This window comes from Falsiroseomonas sp. (assembly GCF_051860665.1).
In the GTDB taxonomy this organism is placed as follows: domain Bacteria; phylum Pseudomonadota; class Alphaproteobacteria; order Acetobacterales; family Acetobacteraceae; genus Falsiroseomonas.
This window is the reverse complement of sequence record NZ_JBHYDM010000002.1, coordinates 85,246-105,550: the sequence shown is the minus strand read 5'-3', so window position 1 is coordinate 105,550 and position 20,305 is coordinate 85,246. Positions and strand designations below refer to the sequence as shown.

At 67.4% G+C, this 20,305-nt stretch carries 18 protein-coding genes; 2 read left to right on the top strand and 16 right to left on the bottom strand.

Going from position 1 to position 20,305, the window contains the following annotated elements; all coding sequences use genetic code 11:
• Positions 1 to 63 precede the first annotated feature (63 nt).
• Positions 64 to 3,507 carry a DNA polymerase III subunit alpha gene (gene dnaE, locus ACTIF1_RS02290; protein WP_439594747.1) on the bottom strand — a complete coding sequence of 1,148 codons (3,444 nt, stop codon included), beginning with the start codon at positions 3,505 to 3,507 and terminating at the stop codon, positions 64 to 66.
• 113 nt (positions 3,508 to 3,620) lie between these two features.
• Here dnaE and ACTIF1_RS02285 point away from each other — a divergent pair, with 113 nt between their 5' ends.
• Together ACTIF1_RS02285 and ACTIF1_RS02280 are read left to right on the top strand one after the other, a co-directional pair.
• Positions 3,621 to 4,292, top strand: coding sequence for a methyltransferase domain-containing protein (locus ACTIF1_RS02285; protein ID WP_439594746.1), 672 nt, complete (start codon positions 3,621 to 3,623; stop codon positions 4,290 to 4,292).
• Positions 4,289 to 4,759 carry a nucleoside deaminase gene (locus tag ACTIF1_RS02280; protein WP_439594745.1) on the top strand — a complete coding sequence of 157 codons (471 nt, stop codon included), beginning with the start codon at positions 4,289 to 4,291 and terminating at the stop codon, positions 4,757 to 4,759. The genes ACTIF1_RS02285 and ACTIF1_RS02280 overlap by 4 nt, the downstream gene beginning before the upstream one ends.
• 7 nt (positions 4,760 to 4,766) lie before the next feature.
• On the opposite strand, the gene ACTIF1_RS02275 is transcribed toward ACTIF1_RS02280, so the two are convergent.
• The 15 genes from ACTIF1_RS02275 to nuoH form a co-directional block, all read right to left on the bottom strand.
• Positions 4,767 to 5,639 carry a hypothetical protein gene (locus ACTIF1_RS02275; RefSeq protein ID WP_439594744.1) on the bottom strand — a complete coding sequence of 291 codons (873 nt, stop codon included), beginning with the start codon at positions 5,637 to 5,639 and terminating at the stop codon, positions 4,767 to 4,769.
• A gap of 25 nt (positions 5,640 to 5,664) precedes the next feature.
• A complete protein-coding gene (locus ACTIF1_RS02270) occupies positions 5,665 to 6,348 on the bottom strand; it encodes an ABC transporter ATP-binding protein (RefSeq protein WP_439594743.1) in 684 nt (227 codons plus the stop codon).
• On the bottom strand, positions 6,341 to 7,591 hold the full coding sequence (locus ACTIF1_RS02265) for a lipoprotein-releasing ABC transporter permease subunit (RefSeq protein WP_439594742.1): 1,251 nt from the start codon (positions 7,589 to 7,591) through the stop codon (positions 6,341 to 6,343). Before ACTIF1_RS02265 ends, ACTIF1_RS02270 begins: the two co-directional genes overlap by 8 nt.
• A gap of 2 nt (positions 7,592 to 7,593) precedes the next feature.
• Positions 7,594 to 8,898, bottom strand: a complete 1,305-nt coding sequence (proS, locus tag ACTIF1_RS02260; RefSeq protein WP_439594741.1) for a proline--tRNA ligase — start codon at positions 8,896 to 8,898, stop codon at positions 7,594 to 7,596.
• A gap of 424 nt (positions 8,899 to 9,322) precedes the next feature.
• Positions 9,323 to 9,631 carry a DUF1467 family protein gene (locus ACTIF1_RS02255; protein ID WP_439594740.1) on the bottom strand — a complete coding sequence of 103 codons (309 nt, stop codon included), beginning with the start codon at positions 9,629 to 9,631 and terminating at the stop codon, positions 9,323 to 9,325.
• 7 nt (positions 9,632 to 9,638) lie between these two features.
• Positions 9,639 to 11,276 carry a ribonuclease J gene (locus tag ACTIF1_RS02250; protein WP_439594739.1) on the bottom strand — a complete coding sequence of 546 codons (1,638 nt, stop codon included), beginning with the start codon at positions 11,274 to 11,276 and terminating at the stop codon, positions 9,639 to 9,641.
• Positions 11,277 to 11,378: 102 nt separating this feature from the next.
• Positions 11,379 to 12,194 (bottom strand): type III pantothenate kinase, encoded by an 816-nt coding sequence (locus ACTIF1_RS02245; protein WP_439594738.1) that lies wholly within the window; start codon positions 12,192 to 12,194, stop codon positions 11,379 to 11,381.
• Between the two features lie 6 nt (positions 12,195 to 12,200).
• The gene (locus ACTIF1_RS02240; RefSeq protein ID WP_439594737.1) at positions 12,201 to 12,938 is read right to left on the bottom strand and encodes a biotin--[acetyl-CoA-carboxylase] ligase; all 738 of its coding nucleotides are present in this window, start codon (positions 12,936 to 12,938) and stop codon (positions 12,201 to 12,203) included.
• Between the two features lie 4 nt (positions 12,939 to 12,942).
• A complete protein-coding gene (gene nuoN / locus ACTIF1_RS02235) occupies positions 12,943 to 14,361 on the bottom strand; it encodes an NADH-quinone oxidoreductase subunit NuoN (protein WP_439594736.1) in 1,419 nt (472 codons plus the stop codon).
• Between the two features lie 8 nt (positions 14,362 to 14,369).
• Entirely contained in the window at positions 14,370 to 15,881 is a 1,512-nt protein-coding gene (locus ACTIF1_RS02230; protein ID WP_439594735.1) for an NADH-quinone oxidoreductase subunit M, read from the bottom strand.
• The gene (gene nuoL / locus ACTIF1_RS02225; protein ID WP_439594734.1) at positions 15,878 to 17,797 is read right to left on the bottom strand and encodes an NADH-quinone oxidoreductase subunit L; all 1,920 of its coding nucleotides are present in this window, start codon (positions 17,795 to 17,797) and stop codon (positions 15,878 to 15,880) included. The genes ACTIF1_RS02230 and nuoL overlap by 4 nt, the downstream gene beginning before the upstream one ends.
• 4 nt (positions 17,798 to 17,801) lie before the next feature.
• On the bottom strand, positions 17,802 to 18,113 hold the full coding sequence (nuoK, locus tag ACTIF1_RS02220; protein WP_216836199.1) for an NADH-quinone oxidoreductase subunit NuoK: 312 nt from the start codon (positions 18,111 to 18,113) through the stop codon (positions 17,802 to 17,804).
• Complete coding sequence (locus ACTIF1_RS02215; RefSeq protein WP_439594733.1) at positions 18,113 to 18,793, bottom strand: NADH-quinone oxidoreductase subunit J; 681 nt, start codon at positions 18,791 to 18,793, stop codon at positions 18,113 to 18,115. Before ACTIF1_RS02215 ends, nuoK begins: the two co-directional genes overlap by 1 nt.
• Before the next feature lie 12 nt (positions 18,794 to 18,805).
• Positions 18,806 to 19,294 carry an NADH-quinone oxidoreductase subunit NuoI gene (gene nuoI, locus ACTIF1_RS02210; protein ID WP_439594732.1) on the bottom strand — a complete coding sequence of 163 codons (489 nt, stop codon included), beginning with the start codon at positions 19,292 to 19,294 and terminating at the stop codon, positions 18,806 to 18,808.
• 3 nt (positions 19,295 to 19,297) lie between these two features.
• A complete protein-coding gene (gene nuoH / locus ACTIF1_RS02205) occupies positions 19,298 to 20,305 on the bottom strand; it encodes an NADH-quinone oxidoreductase subunit NuoH (RefSeq protein WP_439594731.1) in 1,008 nt (335 codons plus the stop codon).

Sequence of the window (20,305 nt, the reverse complement as noted above, 5' to 3'; positions counted from 1 at the left end):
AGAACAGACCCCCTCCTGCGGGTGGCCTACTGGTAGCCTACCGCGGCGCGGTCTGCGAGGGGGCTACAGCTCCGCCACATCCGCGACGCCCGGCACCACCTTCATCGCCTGCATCAGCCGAGGGGAGACGTTGAAGCGTCCGGGGAGCGCGATCTCCACCTCCTGCCCCGGGCCGGTGACGGAGACGACGCGCACCTCCCCGCGGCCCTTGCCCTCGCGGTCCAGCATGGCGCGGATGTGCTCCACGGCGGCGGTCTGGTCGAGCCAGAGGCGGATGCCCTGGCCCATGCCCTGGGCGACACGCTCCAGCGGCTCCAGCTCCATCGCCGTCAGCCGCACCGTATCGCCATCCAGCCGCACCTCGGTGGTGACCAGCACGGCCGTGCCCTCCGCCAGCATGCCATCGGCGCGGGCAAGGCTTTCGCTGAAGAAGGTGACTTCGAAGCTGCCTTCGGCATCGCTGAAGCGCACCCAGGCCATCTTGTTGCCGGACTTGGTGCGGCCCGACTTCACCGCGACCACCGTACCCGCCAGCTTCATCCGCCCGGACCCGCCGCGGGCGCGCTCCGCGATGCGGGAGGAAGGCACGGCGCCGAGCTTGGTGAGCACGCGCTTGTAGGTATCCAGCGGATGCGCCGAGAGGTGGAAGCCGACGGCATCGGCCTCGTAGCCCAGCTTCTCCAGTTCCGGCCAATCCTGCACCTCCGCCAGGCGCAGCGGCGGCGGGGCGGTCTCGGCACCGAACATGTCCCGCGTCGGATTCGCCCGCCGCTCCCCGGCTTCCTGGGCCGCGCGCAGCACCTGTTCCACGCCCTGCACCATGCGGGCGCGGTTCGGCTCCAGGCTGTCGAAGGCGCCGGCCTTGGCCAGGTTTTCGAGCTGCATCTTGTTCAGATGCTTGGGGTCCACGCGGCCCGCGAAATCGGAGAGCGAGGCGAAGGGCGCGGTGGCGTCGCGCTGCGCCACCAGGTCCTTCATGGCGGCGAGGCCGACGCGCTTCACCGCGGCCAGCGCGAAGCGGATGGCGGGCGTTCCGTCTTCCTTCGCCTCGATGCGGAATTCCGCGCCGCTGCGGTTGATGTCCGGCGGCAGCACGGGAATGCCCAGCCGCGACGCCTCCTGCATATGCCCCGCCAGCTTGTCCGTATTGCCGAGGTCGAGCGACATCGACGCGGCGAGGAAGGCGACCGGATGGTTCGCCTTGAGCCAGGCCGTCTGGTAGCTGACCAGCGCATAGGCGGCCGCGTGCGACTTGTTGAAGCCGTATTCCGCGAACTTCTCCATCAGGTCGAAGATCTCGCCGGCCTTGCCCTCCGGCACGCCGTTCTTCGTCGCGCCCTCGACAAAGATCTTGCGCTGGGCCTCCATCTCGGAGCGGATCTTCTTGCCCATGGCGCGGCGCAGCAGGTCGGCGGTGCCGAGCGAATAGCCCGCCAGCTCCTGGCTGATCTGCATGACCTGCTCCTGGTAGACCAGGATGCCGTAGGTCTCGTTCACGATCGCCGCCATCTTGGGATGCGGCGCCTCCCAGGGCTCGCCATGCTTGCGTTGGCAATAGGCGGGGATGTTGGCCATCGGGCCCGGGCGGTACAGCGACACGGCCGCGATCAGATCCTCGAAGCGGTCGGGACGCATCATGCGCAGGCAGTCGCGCATGCCCTGGCCTTCGAACTGGAACACGCCCGCCGCATCGCCGCGCGCCAGCATGGCGTAGGTCTTCGCGTCGTCCAGGGGGATGCGGTCCAGGTCGATGGTGACCCCCTGCCCTGCCAGCAGCTGCACGGCGCGCTGCAGCACCGTCAGCGTCTTCAGGCCCAGGAAGTCGAACTTCACCAGCGACGCCTGCTCGACGTACTTCATCGAGTACTGGGTGATGAGGTCCGGGCTGCGCGGGTCGCGATAGAGCGGCACGATATCGACCAGCGGGCGGCGGCCGATCACCACGCCGGCGGCGTGGGTGGAGGCGTTGCGGTACAGCCCCTCCAGCTCCTGCGCCACTTCCAGCAGGCGGTGCACCTGTTCGTCGCTGCGCTGCATCTCCTGCAGCTTCGGCTCCCCCTCGATCGCCTGCGCCAGCGTCACGGGCTTGGCCGGGTTGAAGGGGATCAGGCTGGCGATGCGGTCGACCTGGCCATAGGGCAGGCCCATGACGCGGCCGACGTCACGCACGGCGGCCTTGGCCTGCAGCTTGCCGAAGGTGATGATCTGCGCGACGCGATCCTCGCCATATTCGCGGCGGACATAGTCGATGACCTCGTCGCGGCGGTCCTGGCAGAAGTCGATGTCGAAGTCCGGCATCGAGACGCGCTCGGGGTTCAGGAAGCGCTCGAAGAGCAGGCCCCAGCGCATCGGGTCGAGGTCCGTGATCAGCAGCGCCCAGGCGGCGACGGAGCCGGCGCCCGAGCCGCGGCCCGGCCCCACCGGGATGCCCTGCTGCTTCGCCCATTGAATGAAGTCGGCGACGATCAGGAAGTAGCCGGAGAAGCCCATCTTCTCGATGACGGAAAGCTCATAGGCCAGGCGTTCGCGATAGGGCGCGCGGGCGGCCTCCTCCAGCCCCAGCACGTCGAGCCGCCCTTCGAGGCCCTGCTTCGCCATGGCGAAGACCGTCTCGGCCTCCGTCATGCCCTCCATCACCTTGGGGCAGATCGGCAGTTCCGGCTTCTTCGATTCCGCCATCACCGCGCAGCGGCGGGCGATGGCCAAGGTGTTGTCGCAAGCCTCCGGCAGGTCGGAAAAGAGCTCGCGCATCGCGGCGCTGGATTTGAAAAAGTGCTCGGCGGTGACGCGGCGGCGGTCGGGCTCGGCGATGACGCGGCTTTCGGCGATGCAGAGCAGCGCGTCATGCGCCGCGTGCATCGCGGCCTCGGCGAAATAGACATCGTTGGTGGCGACGATGGGCAGGCCGGCTTCATCGGCCAGCGCCAGCAGCCCGGCCTCCACCATCTTCTCCTGCGCCAGGCCGTGGCGCTGGAGTTCCACCACCAGGTCGTCCGGGCCGAAGATGTCCTTCAACTGGGCCAGCAGCTTCGCCGCGGCGTCGCGCCGGCCCTCCGACAGCAGGCGGCCGAGCGGGCCGGTGGTGCCGCCGGTCAGCAGGATCAGCCCGCCGCGGTAGCGGTCCAGCGTCTCCAGCCCGATGCAGGGCATGCCCGAGATGTCGCTGCCGAGATAACCGGCGGAGGAGAGGCGCTGGAGATTGTCCAGCCCCTGGGCATCCCGCGCCAGGGCCACGATCGGGTCCGGCCGGTGCCGCGCCGGGTCGCCGCCACGCCCCGCCTCATCCGTCACGCCGCGGCCGAGGAAGAGCTGGCAGCCGATGATCGGCTGGATGCCCTTGCCGGTGCAGGCCTGGGAGAATTCCAGCGCGCCGAAGAGATTCCCCGAATCGGTCAGTGCCACCGCCGGCATCCCCGCCGCCCGCGCCAGCGCCGGCAGCTTCTCGGCCTTGATGGCGCCCTCGCTGAGGGAGTAGGCGGAATGGGTGTGCAGGTGGATGAAGGACAAGGCTAGGTCGTCTCCGGCTTCACGGCCCAGGATAGGCGCTCCGCCCGCCCGGCTCCAGCGATGGCTGCGCGCCGCGTCGAGCAGCATGGCACCACCGGCCGGATCCCGATAACGTGGCACCGCGACAACGGGAGGATCAGCGGATGAAGCTGCACAGCTACCTGACCCCGGACGGGATGTTCGACTACGAGAAGTACAAGGCGGTTCAGGAGGCCGGGAACCGGCGCAAGCTGCACGCCCATTGGGTGCACAGGGAGACCATTGGCTTCCTCAGCAACTGGCTGCGGCAGAATATCAGCCCGCTGCGCTTCGGCCTGTGCCACGGCACGCGGCGTGGCTATGAACAGAGCTGGATGCGGGAGCAGCTGGGCATCGAGGTGATCGGCACCGAAATCAGCCCGACCGCCACCGAATTTCCCCATACCATCCAATGGGACTTCCATGATACGAAGCCGGAATGGCTTGAGTCCGTCGATTTCATCTACAGCAACTCCTACGATCACAGCTACGATCCGGAGAAGTGCTTCACCGCCTGGGCCTCCTGCCTGCGGGTCGGCGGCGTGATGCTGCTGGAGCATACCGACCAGAACAGCCCGAAGGCGGTGAGCGAGCTGGATCCCTTTGGCGCCGAGCGCGATGAGCTGGTCGCCCTGCTGAACCGGATCGGCGGCGACCACTTTGGCGTGCGGGAGGTCATCGGGACCTTCCCCTTCACGCCCGCCGCGCACCTCAAGGACCTGCACTTCATCATCGTCGAGAAGCGCAAGCGGATGGACGGGCGGTGAGCGAGGGCGATCTCGCCCTTCTGCGTCGCACGATCACGCTTTCGGCCGAGGCGCATGCCGCGGGGCAGCACCCCTTTGCGGCGCTGCTGGCGGATGCCGAGGGCCGGGTGCTGATGGAACAGGCCAATGCCTTCCACCCGCAGGGCGACGGCACCGCGCATGCGGAGCGGGTGCTGGCCACCCGCGCCTGCCTGGAACTGCCGCCCGAGGTCCGCGCCCGATCCACGCTTTTCAGCAGCGCGGAGCCCTGCGCCATGTGCGCGGGCGCGATCTACTGGGCCGGGATCGGCCGGGTGGTCTTCGGCCTGTCCGAGCGTCGGCTGAAGGCGCTGATCGGACCCCACCCCGAGAACCTGACCCTGGACCTGCCCTGCCGCGAGGTCTTCGCGGCCGGCCAGCGGCGGATCGAGGTGGTGGGCCCCCTGCTGGAAGACGAGGCCGAGGCGCCGCACCGGGGCGCCTGGTAGCGCCGCGCTACGCGGAGAGTTCGTGGCAGACCAGGCGCAGCGCCTCCTCCGCGGCGATCGCCTGCCCCGCCTCCGGGCCGGCGAGGAGCAGGTCCATCTCCTCCGGCGTCGCGGTCCAGGGCGCCACGGGAAAGCGGTGGAAGCGATAGCGCGCATCGCTCACCGGCAACAGGTCCACATCCGGCCGCTGTTGCGGATGGAACATGCCAGCCAGCGGAAGATGGATCGTCTCCGCCTCCGACAGCCAGGCCGCAAGCCAGGAGAAGCTGCTGATGGAAACGACCAGGTGCCGCGCCGCGCGCAGCGCCGCGAAATCCTCCATCGCGCCGCGGCTCGGCAAGAAGGTGGCGTCGGGGAAGCGGGTGCGCAGCGCGCTGGAATAGGCGTCTTCCCCGAGCTGCCCGAGGAAGACGGGATGGCGGCCGGTCTCCGCGACCAGCCGCGCATAGAAGGCGATGGGCAGCGGGCGATAGTCCTTGTGGACCCCGCCGATGATCTCGGCGCCGCGGACGTTGATCACCAGATCCTCCGGCCCGAAGCCGGGATCGCGGCAAGGGCCTGCGCGGAACAGGTTGCGGACCTCCTCCAGGGGGTCCAGCAACTCCATCCGCATGCCCAGCGCATTGGTCTCCACGCCCTGCACCAGGCCGGTCCGCAGCACATAGGCCAGCCTGTCCAGGTTGAGCTTGTGGCCGACCACCTTGAGGTGGCGGGCCGGAAGCGGGAGGACGGGCGGGCGGATTCCCCAGTCCCGCAATGGCTTCCCGGTGAGCACCGCACCCGGAACGCGCCGCGCCAGCGCGACCGCGAACATGTGCTGGAACATCATATTGCCGAGGCCGGCGGTCAGGTGCTGGTGGATGACTACGGGGTCCGCCATGGCCCCGTCCTTCCAGGCAGGTCGATCAAGCGGACATCACCTTGCCGTCCCGCAGCGTCACCACCCGGTCCATCCGCCGCGCCAGGTCGGGGTTGTGGGTGGCGATCAGCGCCGCCATGCCCTGCCCGCGAACCGCCTCCAGCAATTCGGCAAAGACCCGGTCGCTGGTGCCGACATCAAGGTTGCCGGTCGGCTCGTCCGCCAGCAGCACGCGCGGCTTGTTGGCGAGCGCGCGGGCGATGGCGACGCGCTGCTGCTCGCCGCCCGAGAGCTTGCCGGGGCGATGATCCTCCCGCCCCTTCAGGCCGAAATCGGCGAGCAGCGCGCGGGCCCGCGCATCGGCCTCGGGCTTCGCCACACCATCGGCCATCTGCGGCAGGGCAATGTTCTCGATGGCCGAGAATTCGGGCAGCAGGTGGTGGAACTGGTAGACGAAGCCGATGCCGGTGCGGCGGATGGCCGTCCGCGCATCATCGCCCAGCGTGCCGGCGGCCTGGCCGGCGAAGAAGACCTCGCCCGCATCCGGCTTCTCCAGCAGGCCTGCCAGGTGCAGCAGGGTGGACTTGCCGGTGCCGGAGGGGGCGACCAGGGCCACGATCTCGCCGGCCACGAGAGTCAGGTCGGCGCCCTTCAGCACCTCCAGCGTGCCGGCTTCGGTGCGGAAGCGGCGCGTGACGGCGCGCAATTCCAGCGGTGCGGGTTCACTCATTGCGCAGCGCCACCACAGGGTCGGTCTTGGCCGCGCGCCAGCTCGGATAGATGGTGGCCAGCAGCGACAGGCCGAGGCCCATGCCGACCACCTGCATCACCTCCTTCGGATCGACCACCGCCGGCAGGCGCGTCAGGAAATAGACCTCCGCATTGAACAGCTCGGTGCCCGACAGCGACTGGATCGCCTGGCGGATCGCCTCGATGTTCAGGCAGAAGACGAGGCCCACGGTGAAGCCGATCAGCGTGCCCAGCACGCCGACGGAAGCGCCACACAGCAGGAAGACGCGCAGGATGGCCCCGCGCGTGGCCCCCATGGTGCGCAGCACGGCGATGTCCCGCCCCTTGTCCTTCACCAGCATGATGAGCGAGCTGACGATATTGAAGGCGGCCACCAGGATGATCAGCGTCAGGATCAGGAACATCACGTTCCGCTCCACCTGCACCGCCGCGAAGAAGCTGGAATTCGCATCCTGCCAATCGACGATGCGCACGGGCGTATTCTGCAGGGCCGTGCGGATCTCCCGCGTGACGGCGCGCACGCCGGTGGGATCGCTGACAAATACCTCGATCTGCGTGGCGGCATCGCCGGTCTGGAAGAAGGTCTGCGCGGCCGGCATGGGCAGGAAGACGAAGCTGCTGTCGTATTCCTGCATGCCCACCTGGAACAGCGCGACGACGGTATAGGCGCGCACCCTGGGGACCGTGCCGAAGACCGTCGTGCGCCCCTGCGGCGAGACCAGCGTCAGCTTGTCGCCGATGCCGATCCGCAGCTTCTGCGCCAGCCGCGTGCCGATGACGATGGCGTCGTCACCCTCGAACCGCGCCAGCGAGCCTTCCATGATGTTCTGCGCGACCAGGCCGCGGGCGCGCAGATCCTCCGGCTTGATGCCGCGCGCGAGACCGCCCGAGGCGCCGCCCTGCTCGCTGGTCAGCAGCACCTGCCCCTCGATGATCGGCGTGGCGGAGACCACGCCGGGCAATCCGCGGATGCGGCCGGCCATCGCGTCGTAGTCGCTGATCGGCCGCTCGATGCCGTGCACGCCGAGATGGCCGTTCAGCCCGAGGATGCGCCCCAGCAGTTCGATCCGGAACCCGTTCATCACGGACATCACGATGATCAGCGTGGCAACGCCCAAGGCGATGCCGACGAGGGAGAAGATCGCGATGACGGAAACGAAGCGCTCGCCCTTGCGGGCGCGCAGATAGCGGAAGGCGATGGCGCGTTCGAAGGCGTTGAACATGCTCAGCCGCGTATTTTCGCCAGCGCATCCTCGGGGGAGACTTCCATCTTCTCCCCCGTGGCGCGGCGCTTGAGTTCGACCACGCCATTGGCGGCGCCGCGCGGGCCCACTACCACCTGCCAGGGATGGCCCATCAGGTCGGCATCGGCGAATTTCGGCCCCGCCCGTTCGGCGCGGTCGTCATAGAGTGCCTCAGGGATCGCGGCATACATCCGCTCGCTGAGCGCGTCGCAGGCGGTGTCGCCCTGCTTCAGGTTGATCACCACCGCCGTGAAGGGCGCGACCGCATCCGGCCACTTGATGCCGGCCTCGTCGTGGTTCGCCTCGATGGTGGCGCCGACCAGGCGGGAGACGCCGATGCCGTAGCTGCCCATCTCCGGCACCACCGGCTTGCCATCCGGCCCCTGGACCGAAAGGCCCATGGAGGCGGAGTACTTGGTGCCGAAATAGAAGATATGGCCGACCTCGATGCCGCGGGCGGAGACCCGCTTGGCCTCCGGCACCTGTTCCCAGGCGGCGGGGTCGTGCATTTCCTCGGTCGCCGCGTAGTGGCTGGTCCAGGCGTCCACCGCCGGCGCCAGGTCGGCGCCGTAATCCGGGGCGCTGGCCAGCGCGTTCATCTCGAGCAGGTCCTGGCTGACGAAAACCTGCGATTCGCCCGTCTCGGCCAGGATGATGAATTCGTGGCTCAGGTTGCCGCCGATCGGCCCGGTATCGGCGCGCATCGGCACCGCCTTGAGGCCCATCCGGGCAAAGGTCCGCAAATAGGCCAGAAACATCTGGCGGTAGCTGTGCTGGGCGCCTTCCTTGGTGAGGTCGAAGGAATAGGCGTCCTTCATCAGGAATTCGCGCCCGCGCATCACGCCGAAGCGCGGCCGCACCTCGTCCCGGAACTTCCACTGGATGTGGTAGAGGTTGCGCGGCAGGTCCCGGTAGCTCTTCGCGAAGCCGCGAAAAATGTCGGTGACCATTTCCTCGTTGGTCGGGCCGAAGAGCATCTCGCGGTCGTGCCGGTCGCGCAGGCGCAGCATCTCCGGCCCATAGGCGTCGTAGCGGCCGGACTGGCGCCAGAGCTCGGCGGACTGGATGGTGGGCATCAGGATCTCCTGGGCCCCTGCCCGGTCCTGTTCCTCCCGCACGATCTGCTCGATCTTCTGCAGCACGCGCCAGCCCAAGGGCAGCCAGGCATAGATGCCGGCGCTGGTCTGCCGCACCAGCCCGGCGCGCAGCATGAGGCGGTGCGAGGCGATGGTCGCCTCGGCCGGGGTTTCCTTCAGGGTCGGCAGGAAGGCGCGGGAGAGGCGCAAGGAGCGGCTCCTCAAAGAGATCGGGTGGGGCAAACTAATGCCCGCCTTGCTCCGGCGCCAGGGAGGGTGGCCGCTTTGCCGGTTCCTGCGAGGAGTGCTGCACCGCAGCAATAAAAATGCGCCGACCCGCCCATGCGGGTAAGGAAAGAGCAGAAAAATGCTTCGACCCTTAAGATAGTCCTTGCAAGCGCCCCGGCTCTAGGTAAAAAAGAAGGGCCGCACCCGTCAGGGTACGGCCCGAGTTTAGGGAGGAAACGCCAGTCACACGGCAGAAGGAGGATCAACCTCCCTCTGGAACCTAGATTGGCCTCGGCACCCAAGGCGGCACAACAGCAAACGCCGCTGTCGGAAGCTAAAAAAGAGGCTTCCAAAACTGATGTGCCTGGTTATGAGGCGGCACCCGCGGGGAGGCGGGTTTGCCGCCTTAATTTTGTGCAGGCGCCCGCGCGGGACCCGGGAAGACGGCCGAACTGCCGGGTCCGGTATAGGCCCACCAGCCGTCCCGGAAGCTCACCCAGCCACTTTCCATGATGGCGAAGACGCCCAGCCAGAGAATCGCGGCCAGCACCGTGGTGCCCACCAGCTTGCGCAGCAGCAGCGGCTTCTCCGGCGCGCCGCGCCAGCCGCCATCCTCCGGCGCCACATCCACGGGCCGCGTGCCGATCGGCAGCACGATGAACAGGGCGGTCCACCAGATCAGCAGATAGACCACCACGCCGGTGAACCAGGTCATCGGACCCTCACACCCGCATCAGATGCACTTCGACCGAGGGGCGCTTGCGCAGCCGGCGGCCGACGGCCTTGCGCACCGCGGTCCGCGCGGCTTCCCGCAGCAGCCCGTCCTCGCGCTTCAGATTGCCGGGCAGCTCCGTCACGGCGCGGGCCAGGTCGGCCGCGATCTGCCCCGGCTCCTCGCCCGTCTCATCGAACAGGCCGGGACCGGAGATCTGCGGCTTGCCCAGCACCTTGCCCGAGCCGTCGACGACGAAGGAGGCGACGATGACGCCGTTCATCAGCATCTTCTTCCGCGCCGCCAGCACATCGCCGTCCAGCCGCAACAGCCGGTCGCCATCGATGGCCAGGCGCCCGACCGGCACGCTTTCCACCACATCCGGCTTGCCGGGGGCGAAGCGCAGCACGTCGCCATCCTCGATCACAAAGGCGATGGCGCCCAGGCTCTCCGCCAGGTTCGCGTGCTCGTTCATGTGGCGCCACTCGCCATGGACGGGAATCGCGTATTTCGGCCGGACCAGCTGGTACAGGCGCTTCAGCTCGTCCCGTGCCGGATGGCCGGAGACATGCACCATGTGGTCATCCGCGGTCATCACCTTGACCCCGGCGCGCGAGAGTTCGTCCTGCACGCGCAGGATCGCCCGCTCATTGCCCGGGATCATGCGGGAGGAATAGATCACGCAATCCCCCTCCCCCAGCGAGATATGCGGATGGGTATCGGCGGCGATCTTGGTGAGGGCGGAGCGGGGCTCGCCCTGGCTGCCGGTGCAGATCACCAGCAGCTTGTCGTCCGGCACATCCTCCGCCTCATCCTCCGAGAGGAAGCGCGGGATGGAGCGGAGGTAGCCGCATTCGCGGGCCGAGGCATCGGCATTGCGCAGGCTGCGGCCGAAAAGCGCCACCTGCCGCCCGGCGGCGCGGCCGGCGAGTGCGATGGATTCGATGCGCGCCAGGTTGGTGGAGAAGCAGGAGACGGCCACACGGCCCTTCAGCCCCTTGATCAGCGCGGCGAGGTTGCGCCGCACCTCGGCCTCACTGCCCGAATGGCCCTCCACCATCGCATTGGTGCTGTCGCAGACCATGGCCAGCACGCCCTCATCGCCCAGGCGACCGAAGGCGGCTTCGTCGGTCGGCGGGCCGATCAGCGGATTGGGGTCCAGCTTCCAGTCGCCCGTGTGCAGGATGGTGCCGTGGCGCGTCCGGATCGCCAGCGCCTGCGGCTCCACGATCGAATGGGCAACTCGCAGAAATTCGAGGTCGAAGGGCGCCAGCTTCCAGCGGCCGCCGAGCGGGATCACGTTGATCTCCGCCTGCTGCGCCAGACCCACCTCGCCCAGCTTGCGGCGCAGGACGGAGGCGGTGAAGGGGCTGGCATAGATCGGGCAGCGCAGCTTGGGCCAGATATGGGCCACCGCGCCCACATGGTCCTCATGCGCATGGGTGATCACCAGCCCCACCAGCTTGTCCCGGCGCTCGACCAGCCAGGTCGGGTCGGGCACCATCACCTCGACTTCCGGATGCTCCGATCCGCCGAAGCCCAGGCCGAGGTCCACCGCCAGCAGGGCGCCGTCACAGCGGTAGACGTTGAAGTTGAGTCCGATTTCCCCCGTCCCGCCGAGCGGGATGAAGGCCAGGTCACCAGTCATTCTTCTTGTTCCAGTCTTATGCAGCGTTCGTCGTATCGGGGCGCTTCGCGAAGCCCGGCCGCCGCTGTCCCGTCGCCTTCAGGGCGCCTGGGATGGGTGGGCTCAGGGGTCGTCGCGTCGCGCGGTTCGGGTAAAGATGGGTGCGGGATTGCGGAGCGCCAACAGGCGCAAACCATCCAAGGTTGTATCCTGGTCCGTCGTTTCGATCACGGTGGTGCCCTCGGCGAACAGGGGCGCCAGGCCACCGGTGGCGATGACCTTCAGATTGCCGGCGGGATGCTCCTCCTGCTCCGCCCGGATGCGGGCGACGATCCCTTCGATCAGCCCGACATAACCCCAATAGATGCCCGATTGCATCGCCGCCACCGTATTCCGCCCCACAACCGCCTGAGGTCGGCCGATTCCGATGCGCGGCAGGCGCGCGGCGGCCCGGTGCAGCGCCTCGATCGAGAGGTTGATGCCGGGCGCGATGACCCCGCCGAGATAGGCGCCGTCCTTGCCCACCACGTCGAAGGTGGTGGCGGTGCCGAAGTCGATCACGATCAGCGGGCCGCCATAGGTGTGATGCGCGGCCAGCGCATTCAGCAGCCGGTCCGCCCCCACCTCATGCGGCGCATCCACCTGGATCGCAAAGCCCCAGTCCAGATGGGCGCGGGCGACCAGAGGCTCGCATTCGAACCATTCGCGGGACAGGCGGCGCAGATTGTAGAGCGCGGCCGGCACCACGGTGCCGATGACGCAGCGGGTGATATCGGCCGGCTTCAGCCCGGCATGCTGCAGCAGCGTCAGCAGCCAGACCGCGTATTCATCCGAGGTGCGCTCCGCATCCGTGCGGATCCGCCAGCGGCCGCGCCATTCCGTGCCGTCATGCACGGCGAAGACGACATTGGTATTCCCCGCATCCACTGCCAGCAGCATGTTTTTTCAGCTTGCCTCCCGGAAGGCTATCTCGCCGGTCGAGACGGAATGGACCCGGCCCTCGGCGGCGAGCAGCAGGCTGCCATCCTCGGCCAGGCCCGCATATTGGCCTGAACGACCGCCACGGAGCGTGAGCGGTGCCTGCAGCGCCGGCCCATGCGCCATCCAGGCCGCGCGGATGGCGCCAAAACCCTCGTCGCGCCACAGCGCCCGGGCGCGTTCCAGCGCGGCCAGCATGGTGCAGGCCACCGCCTCCGGCGGGATCGGGCCGAGTCCGGCGGTCGGGCGGTCCGGCAGCGCGGGGGGCGCGGCGAGATTGGCGCCGATGCCCATGATGAACCAATCCAGCGTGCCCTCGGCCGTCGCCGCGCTTTCGCAGAGCACGCCGGCGAGCTTGGCCTCGCCCAGCAGCACGTCATTCGGCCATTTCAGCCGCAGGTCCTGGTGGTGCGCCGTGAAGGGTCTGAGCCCCTCGATCATGGCGAGGCCCGCGACCAGCGCCCAGCGCCCGGCATCCCGCACCGGCCCGCCGGGGCGCAGCAGCAGGGAGAAATACAGATTGCCCGGCGGGCTGGACCAGACCCGCCCATCGCGGCCGCGCCCGCCGCTCTGCTCGCGGGCCAGGATCGCCAGCCCCTGCGGCTCCCCGGCCACGGCCAGGCGCTGCAGCAGGGTGCTGGTCGAGGGAAGGCTCTCCTCGATGCGCAGCCGCCAGCCGGGTGGCGGCGCGGCCGGCTCGGTCACCACCTCATCCGGCGATGGCCGTGATGGCCACCTGCGCCGCGGCGATGATCGGCGCCGGGAAGAGGAAGAACAGCACCGTCGCGATGCCGGTGGCGGCCATGACCACCGTGAGCCCAGCGGGGCGCGCATCCAGCGGCGCCGTGCCGGCGTCGAAATACATCACCTTCACGATGCGCAGGTAGTAGTAGGTGGCGACGACGGAGGTGCCGATGCCGACCGCGGCCAGCACCCAGTAGCCGCCCTGCACCGCGGCCAGGAAGACGTAGAGCTTGCCGAAGAAGCCGGCGAGCGGCGGGATGCCGGCCATGGAGAACATGAACACCGCCATCCACATCGCCATGGCGGGATCGGTGCGGCCAATGCCGGCCAGGTCATCCACCTGTTCCAGCGCGCGGCCGTTGCGGCGCATGGCGACCAGCACGGCGAAGGTGCCGATCGAGGTCACCATGTAGATGGCCATATAGACCAGCACGCCGCGGAAGCCGGTGTCGCTGGCCACGGCGAGCCCCATCAGCGCGTAGCCGACATGGCCGATGGAGGAATAGGCCATCAGCCGCTTGATGGTGCGCTGGCCGATGGCGGCGAAGGCGCCGAGCAGCATCGAGCCTATGGAGGCCACCCAGATCACCTGCGACCACTGCGCGGCGAGATCCCCGAAGGGCCCGGCGAGGACGCGCATCAGCAGGGCGATGGCGGCCACCTTGGGCGCGGTGGCGAAGAAGGCGGTCACCGGCGTCGGCGCGCCTTCGTAGACGTCGGGCGTCCACATATGGAAGGGCACGGCGCTGATCTTGAAGCAGAGTCCCGCCAGCACGAAGACCAGGCCCACGATCAGGCCAAGGCTCGCCGTGCCACCGCCCAGCGCATCCGCCAGCCGGTCGAAGTTGGTGCTGCCCGCGAAGCCATAGACCAGCGAGGAGCCATAGAGCAGCAGGCCGGAAGCCAGGGCGCCCAGGACGAAATACTTCAGCCCGGCCTCGGCGCTGCGGGGATTGTCGCGGTCGAAGGCGGCGATGACATAGAGCGAGAGCGACAGCAGCTCGAGCCCGATATAGAGCGACATCAGGTCATTGGCCGAGACCATGACCAGCATGCCGAGCGTGGCGAACAGCATCAGCACCGCATATTCGAAGCGCCCGATGCCCGCCTTCTCGTTGAAATCGAGCGAGAGCACCACGCCCATCGCCGCGCCCAGCAGGATCAGCACCTTCGCGAAGCGGCTGAAGGCGTCCGAGACATACTGGCCGAGGAAGGCCGTGCCCTCCCCCTGCCCGATCACCAGCACCGCGGTCAGCACGAAGGCGCCGATCACGGCCATTGAGACGGGGAAGAAGGTCTCCTTCTTCGGGATCACGCCGGCGGCCAGGATCAGCAGGCCGGCGATGCCGAGGACGATCTCCGGCGTGGCAAGGGTCCAGTTCATCGGGCTCATCACATCCCAGCCAGGCGCGCGGCGCCGAGGGCGGCTTCATGGCGCGCCACCAGCGCGGCCACGGTCGCCTCGAAGAAGTTGAGGAAGGAGGAGGGATAGACCCCCATCCAGATGGTCAGCAGGATCAGCGGCGCGAAGGTGGCGTATTCGCGCGGGCTGAGATCCAGCAACGCCTTCAGATCCTCGCGGACGATCTTGCCGAAGATCACGCGGCGATAGAGGTAGAGCGCATAGGCGGCGCCCAGGATCATGCCCATGCAGGCGCCGAGCGCGACCCAGGGATTCACCTTGAAGGCGCCGACGATCACCAGCAGCTCACCCGGGAAGCCCGCGAGCCCTGGCAGCGCAACGCTGGCCATGGTGAACAGCATGAAGACCAGCGCATAGGCCGGCATGATCTTGGCGACGCCGCCGTAGCGCGCGATTTCTCGTGAGTGAACCCGATCGTAGAGCACGCCGACGCAGAGGAAGAGCGCGCCGGAAACCACGCCGTGGCTCAGCATGGTGAAGAGCGCGCCCGAGAGGCCCTGCGCCGTGAAGGTGAAGATGCCGAGCGTGACGATGCCCATATGGGCGATCGAGGAATAGGCGATCAGCTTCTTCATGTCCTCCTGCGCCAGCGCCACCAGCGAGGTGTAGATCACCGCGATGATGGACAGCGCGAAGATCAGCGGCGCGAAATCGGCAGAGGCCTGCGGCAGCAGCGGCAGGGAGAAGCGCAGGAAGCCATAGGCGCCCATCTTCAGCAGCACACCCGCCAGGATAACGGAGCCCGCGGTGGGCGCCTCGACATGCGCATCCGGCAGCCAGGTATGCACCGGCCACATCGGCACCTTCACGGCGAAGGAGGCGAAGAAGGCGAGGAACAGCCAGAACTGCATGCGCGGCGAGAAGGCCGTCTGCATCAGGCTCGGGATATCCGTGGTACCGGCCTCATACCACACGGCCAGGATCGCCAGCAGCATCAGCAGGCTGCCCGCCAGCGTGTAGAGGAAGAACTTCAGCGCGGCATAGACCCGCCGCCCGCCGCCCCAGATGCCGATGATGAGGAACATCGGGATCAGCACGGCCTCGAAGAAGATGTAGAACAGCACGAAATCCAGCGCCGCGAACATGCCGATCATCATGCTTTCCAGCACGAGGAAGGCGACCATGTATTCGCGCACCCGCGTGGTCACGCTCTCCCACGACGCCAGGATGCAGAGCGGCGTCAGGATGGTGGACAGCAGGATGAACAGGACCGAGATGCCGTCCACGCCCATGTGGTAGCCGACGCCGAATTCCGGCAGCCAGGCCGCACGCTCGACGAACTGGAACTCCGCCGTGGACTGGTCGAAGCCGGTCCAGAGCAGCAGCGACAGGGCGAGCGTGATCAGGCTGGCCCAGAGTGCGGTCCAGCGCGCATTGCGGGCGACGACCTCCTCCTCCCCGCGCACCAGCATGATGACCAGCGCGCCGGCCAGCGGCAGGAAGGTGACGAGGCTCAGGATCGGAAAGCCGGCGGCATTCATCGGGAGGGCATTCCCACCAGGAGAAGGGTCACGAACAGCACCAGTCCGATGATCATGGTGAAGGCGTAGCTGGCGACACGTCCGGATTGCAGCCGCACCGCGCCGCCGGCAACGGAAACCGCCGCCGCCGCCGCGCCATTCGGCATGCCATCGATGAGCCTCATGTCGCCGGTCTTCCACAGCACCCGCGCCAGGTACTGCGTCGGCCGCACGAAGAGGAAGTCATACAGCTCGTCGAAGTACCACTTGTTCAGCAGGAAGCGGTGCAGGCCCGGCAGCGCATTCGCCAGCATCGCCGGCAGCTTCGGCGCGAACATGTACATCACATAGGCGAGCGCAATGCCCGCGAGGCCGACCACCGTCGGCGCCAGCGGCACCCATTCCGGCACGTGATGCGCGTGTTCCAGGATCTGGTTGGCGGCCGAGGTGAAGATGGCGCCGTTCCAGAAATGCTCCTGGTGATGGCCGACGAAGAGGTCATAGAAGTGGTAACCCGTCAGCACCGCGCCGACCGATAGCGCGAGCAGCGGCACCATCATGGTCCACGGGCTTTCATGCACGTGCTCCATGGTGTGGTGGTCCGCCCGCGGCGCGCCGTGGAAGGTCAGGATGATCAGGCGCCAGGAGTAGAAGGCGGTCAGGAAGGCGGCCAGCAGGCCCATGGCGAAGGCGTAGCTGCCGGCGCCGCTATGCGCGGCATAGGCCACTTCCAGCACCATGTCCTTCGAGTAGTAGCCAGCGAAGTAGGGCACGCCCGCCAGCGCCAGGGAGCCGATCCACATCATCGCGTAGGTCAGCGGGATCTTCTTCCAGATGCCGCCCATGCGGCGGATGTCCTGCTCATCGGACATTGCGTGGATCACGGACCCGGCGCCGAGGAACAGCAGCGCCTTGAAGAAGGCATGCGTGAACAGATGGAACATCGCGGCCTGATAGGCGCCGACGCCCACCGCGAAGAACATGTAGCCGAGCTGCGAGCAGGTCGAATAGGCGATGATGCGCTTGATGTCGTTCTGCACGCAGCCGATGGTCGCCGCGAAGATCGCCGTGGTGGCGCCGACGATGGTGATGATGGTGAGCACCGTCGGCGCGTATTCCAGCACCGGCGACATGCGGCACATCAGGAAGACGCCGGCGGTGACCATGGTGGCCGCATGGATCAGCGCGGAGACCGGCGTCGGCCCTTCCATCGCATCCGGCAGCCAGGTGTGCAGGCCGATCTGCGCCGACTTGCCGCAGGCGCCGAGGAAGAGCAGCAGCGCGATCACTTCCAGCGCCGGCATGCCGAGGAAGGTGGTGCTGCGCGCCGCCTCGACACCGGCGAAGATCGTCTCGAACTCGACGGACTGGAACGTCCAGAAGGTCAGCGCCAGGCCGAGCATGAAGAAGACGTCGCCCACGCGGTTGACGATGAAGGCCTTCATCGCCGCGCGGTTGGCACTTTCCTTCTCGTACCAATATCCGATGAGAAGGTAGCTCGCGAGGCCGACGCCTTCCCAGCCGAAGAACAGCTGCACCAGATTATCCGCCGTCACCAGCATCAGCATCATGAAGGTGAAGAGCGAGAGATAGGCGAAGAAGCGCGGCACCGTCGCGTCGTGCGACATATAGCCCACGGAATAGAGGTGGATCAGCGTCGAGATGAAGGTGACCATCGCCACCATGACCACGCTCAGCGTGTCGTAGCGCAGCGCCCATTCCACCTCGAAGCCACCGACATCGATGAAGGTGAAGAGCGGTGCGACGCCCGGCGCGCTGCCGAGCGCGACCTCGATGAAGGCGAGGCTGCCGCAGACCGCCGCAATGGCCATGCAGGCCACCGTCGCCCATTGGGAGACCTTGTCGCCCAGCCAGCGGCCGAAGAAGCCCGCGATGCAGGCCCCGAGCAGCGGGAAGAAAATCGCGCCGACATACATGGGCTCAGCCCCTCAGCGTGGACACGTCGTCCACCTCGATCGTACCGCGGTTGCGGAAATGGATGACGACGATGGCGAGCCCGATGGCCGCCTCGGCGGCTGCGACCGTCAGGATGAACATCGCGAAGATCTGCCCGGTGAGGTCACCCAGCTGCGCCGAGAAGGCGACCAGGTTGAGGTTCACCGAAAGCAGGATCAGCTCCACCGACATCAGGATGACGATGATGTTCTTCCGGTTCAGGAAGATGCCGAGGATGCCCAGCACGAAGAGGATCGCGCCCACCGTCAGGTAGTGCGAAAGGCCGATGGCCAGCATCAGTGGTGCCCCCCGCCATGGTGTTCGACGCGCTTGGGCTCCGGCGGCGCATCCACCGGCGGCCGCTCGATGCCGAGCTCCGCCAGGCCCGCGCCGCTGCGCACCTGGCGCAGGTTCACGCTGCCCATGCGGTTCACCTGCTTCGAGATGTCCTGGCGCTTCGCCACCGGCTTATTGCGCAGCGTCAGCACGATGGCGCCGATCATGGCCACCAGCAGGATCAGCCCCGAAAGCTGGAACAGCCAGACATGGTCCGTATAGAGAATGCGGCCGATCTCGCGCGTATTGTCCGCGCCCGGCTCCATCGGGTTCAGCCGCAGCCCCGCGGCATCCTCGGCGAAGGTCCAACTGCCGAAGACGAAGATCAGCTCGGCGAAGAGCACCAGGCCCACCGCGCCACCGATCGGCGCGTAGCGCTGGAAGCCCTCCCGGATCGCGGAGAAGTCCACGTCCAGCATCATCACGACGAAGAGGAACAGCACCGCGACCGCGCCGACATAGACGATGACCAGGATCATCGCCAGGAATTCGGCGCCGGCCAGCAGGAACAGCGCCGCGGCGTTGAAGAAGGCCAGGATCAGGAAGAGCACGGAGTGCACGGGATTGCGGCTGGTCACCACCATGACCGCGCTGGCGATCAGCACGGCGGCGAACAGGTAGAAGGCGATGGCGGCGATCATTACCCCGGCCCTTCAGCGATACGGCGCGTCGAGGGTGAGCCGCTGGGCCAGGATCGCTTCCCAGCGATCGCCGTTATCCAGCAGCCTGTCCTTGTCATAGATCAGCTCGGACCGGGTCTCGGTCGCGAATTCCAGGTTCGGCCCCTCGACGATAGCATCCACCGGGCAGGCTTCCTCGCACATGCCGCAATAGATGCACTTGGTCATGTCGATGTCGTAGCGCGTGGTGCGGCGGGACCCGTCCTCGCGCGGCTCGGCCTCGATGGTGATGGCCTGGGCCGGGCAGATCGCCTCGCAGAGCTTGCAGGCGATGCAGCGTTCCTCGCCATTCGGGTAGCGGCGCAGCGCATGCTCGCCCTTGAAGCGCGGCGAGAGCGGCGTCTTCTCATAGGGGTAGTTGATGGTCGCCTTGGGGCTGAAGAACTGCTTCAGGGTCAGCGCCATGCCGCCCACCAGCTCGGTCAGCAGCAGGCTGCGGGCGACGCGATCAAGGGTTGCCATGGATCAAACTCCTCCCGGCAGCCAGCCGAAGATCTTGAGCGCCGCGGCGGTGATGACCAGCCAGACAAGGCTGAAGGGCAGGAAGACCTTCCAGCCGAGCCGCATGAGCTGGTCGTAGCGATACCGCGGGAAGGTCGCGCGCACCCAGACGAAGACGAACAGGCAGAAGCAGATCTTCAGCACGAACCACAGCGGCCCGAGCGCCGGCAGCAGCCCGAAGGGCCCATACCAGCCGCCGAGGAACAGGATGGTGATGAGCGCGCTCATCAGGATCATGTTCGCGTATTCGCCGAGGAAGAACAGCGCGAAGGACATCGAGCTGTATTCGACGAAGAAGCCTGCCACCAGCTCGGACTCGCCTTCCGGCAGGTCGAAGGGCGCGCGGTTGGTCTCGGCCAGGGCGCTGATGAACATGATCACGAACATCGGAAACAGCGGCAGGATGAACCACATATTCTCCTGCGCCCGCACGATCTCCGACAGGTTCAGCGAGCCGACGCAGAGCAGCACGGTGACGATGACGAAGCCCATGGAGACTTCGTAGCTGACCATCTGCGCCGCGGAGCGCAGCGCGCCCAGGAAGGCGTATTTCGAATTCGACGCCCAGCCGGCGATGATGATGCCATAAACGCCGAGCGAGGAGATCGCGAAGAGATAGAGGATGCCGACATTGATATCGGCGATCGCCCACCCATCATTCACGGGGATGACCGCCCAGGCCAGCATCGCCAGCATGAAGGTGATCATCGGCGCCATGATGAACAGCGCGCGCGACGCGCCGGAAGGAATGATGGTCTCCTTCATCAGCATCTTCAGCGCATCGGCGAAGGGCTGCAGCATGCCGAAGGGCCCGACGACATTGGGCCCCTTCCGCATCTGCATCGCCGCCAGCACCTTGCGCTCGGCCCAGGTGAGGTAGGCGACGCCGATCAGCAGCGGCACCAGCAGCGCCATGGCCTGCGCGACCGTCAGCGCGAGCACCCCGATGGGGGTGGCGAGGAAAGCGTCCAT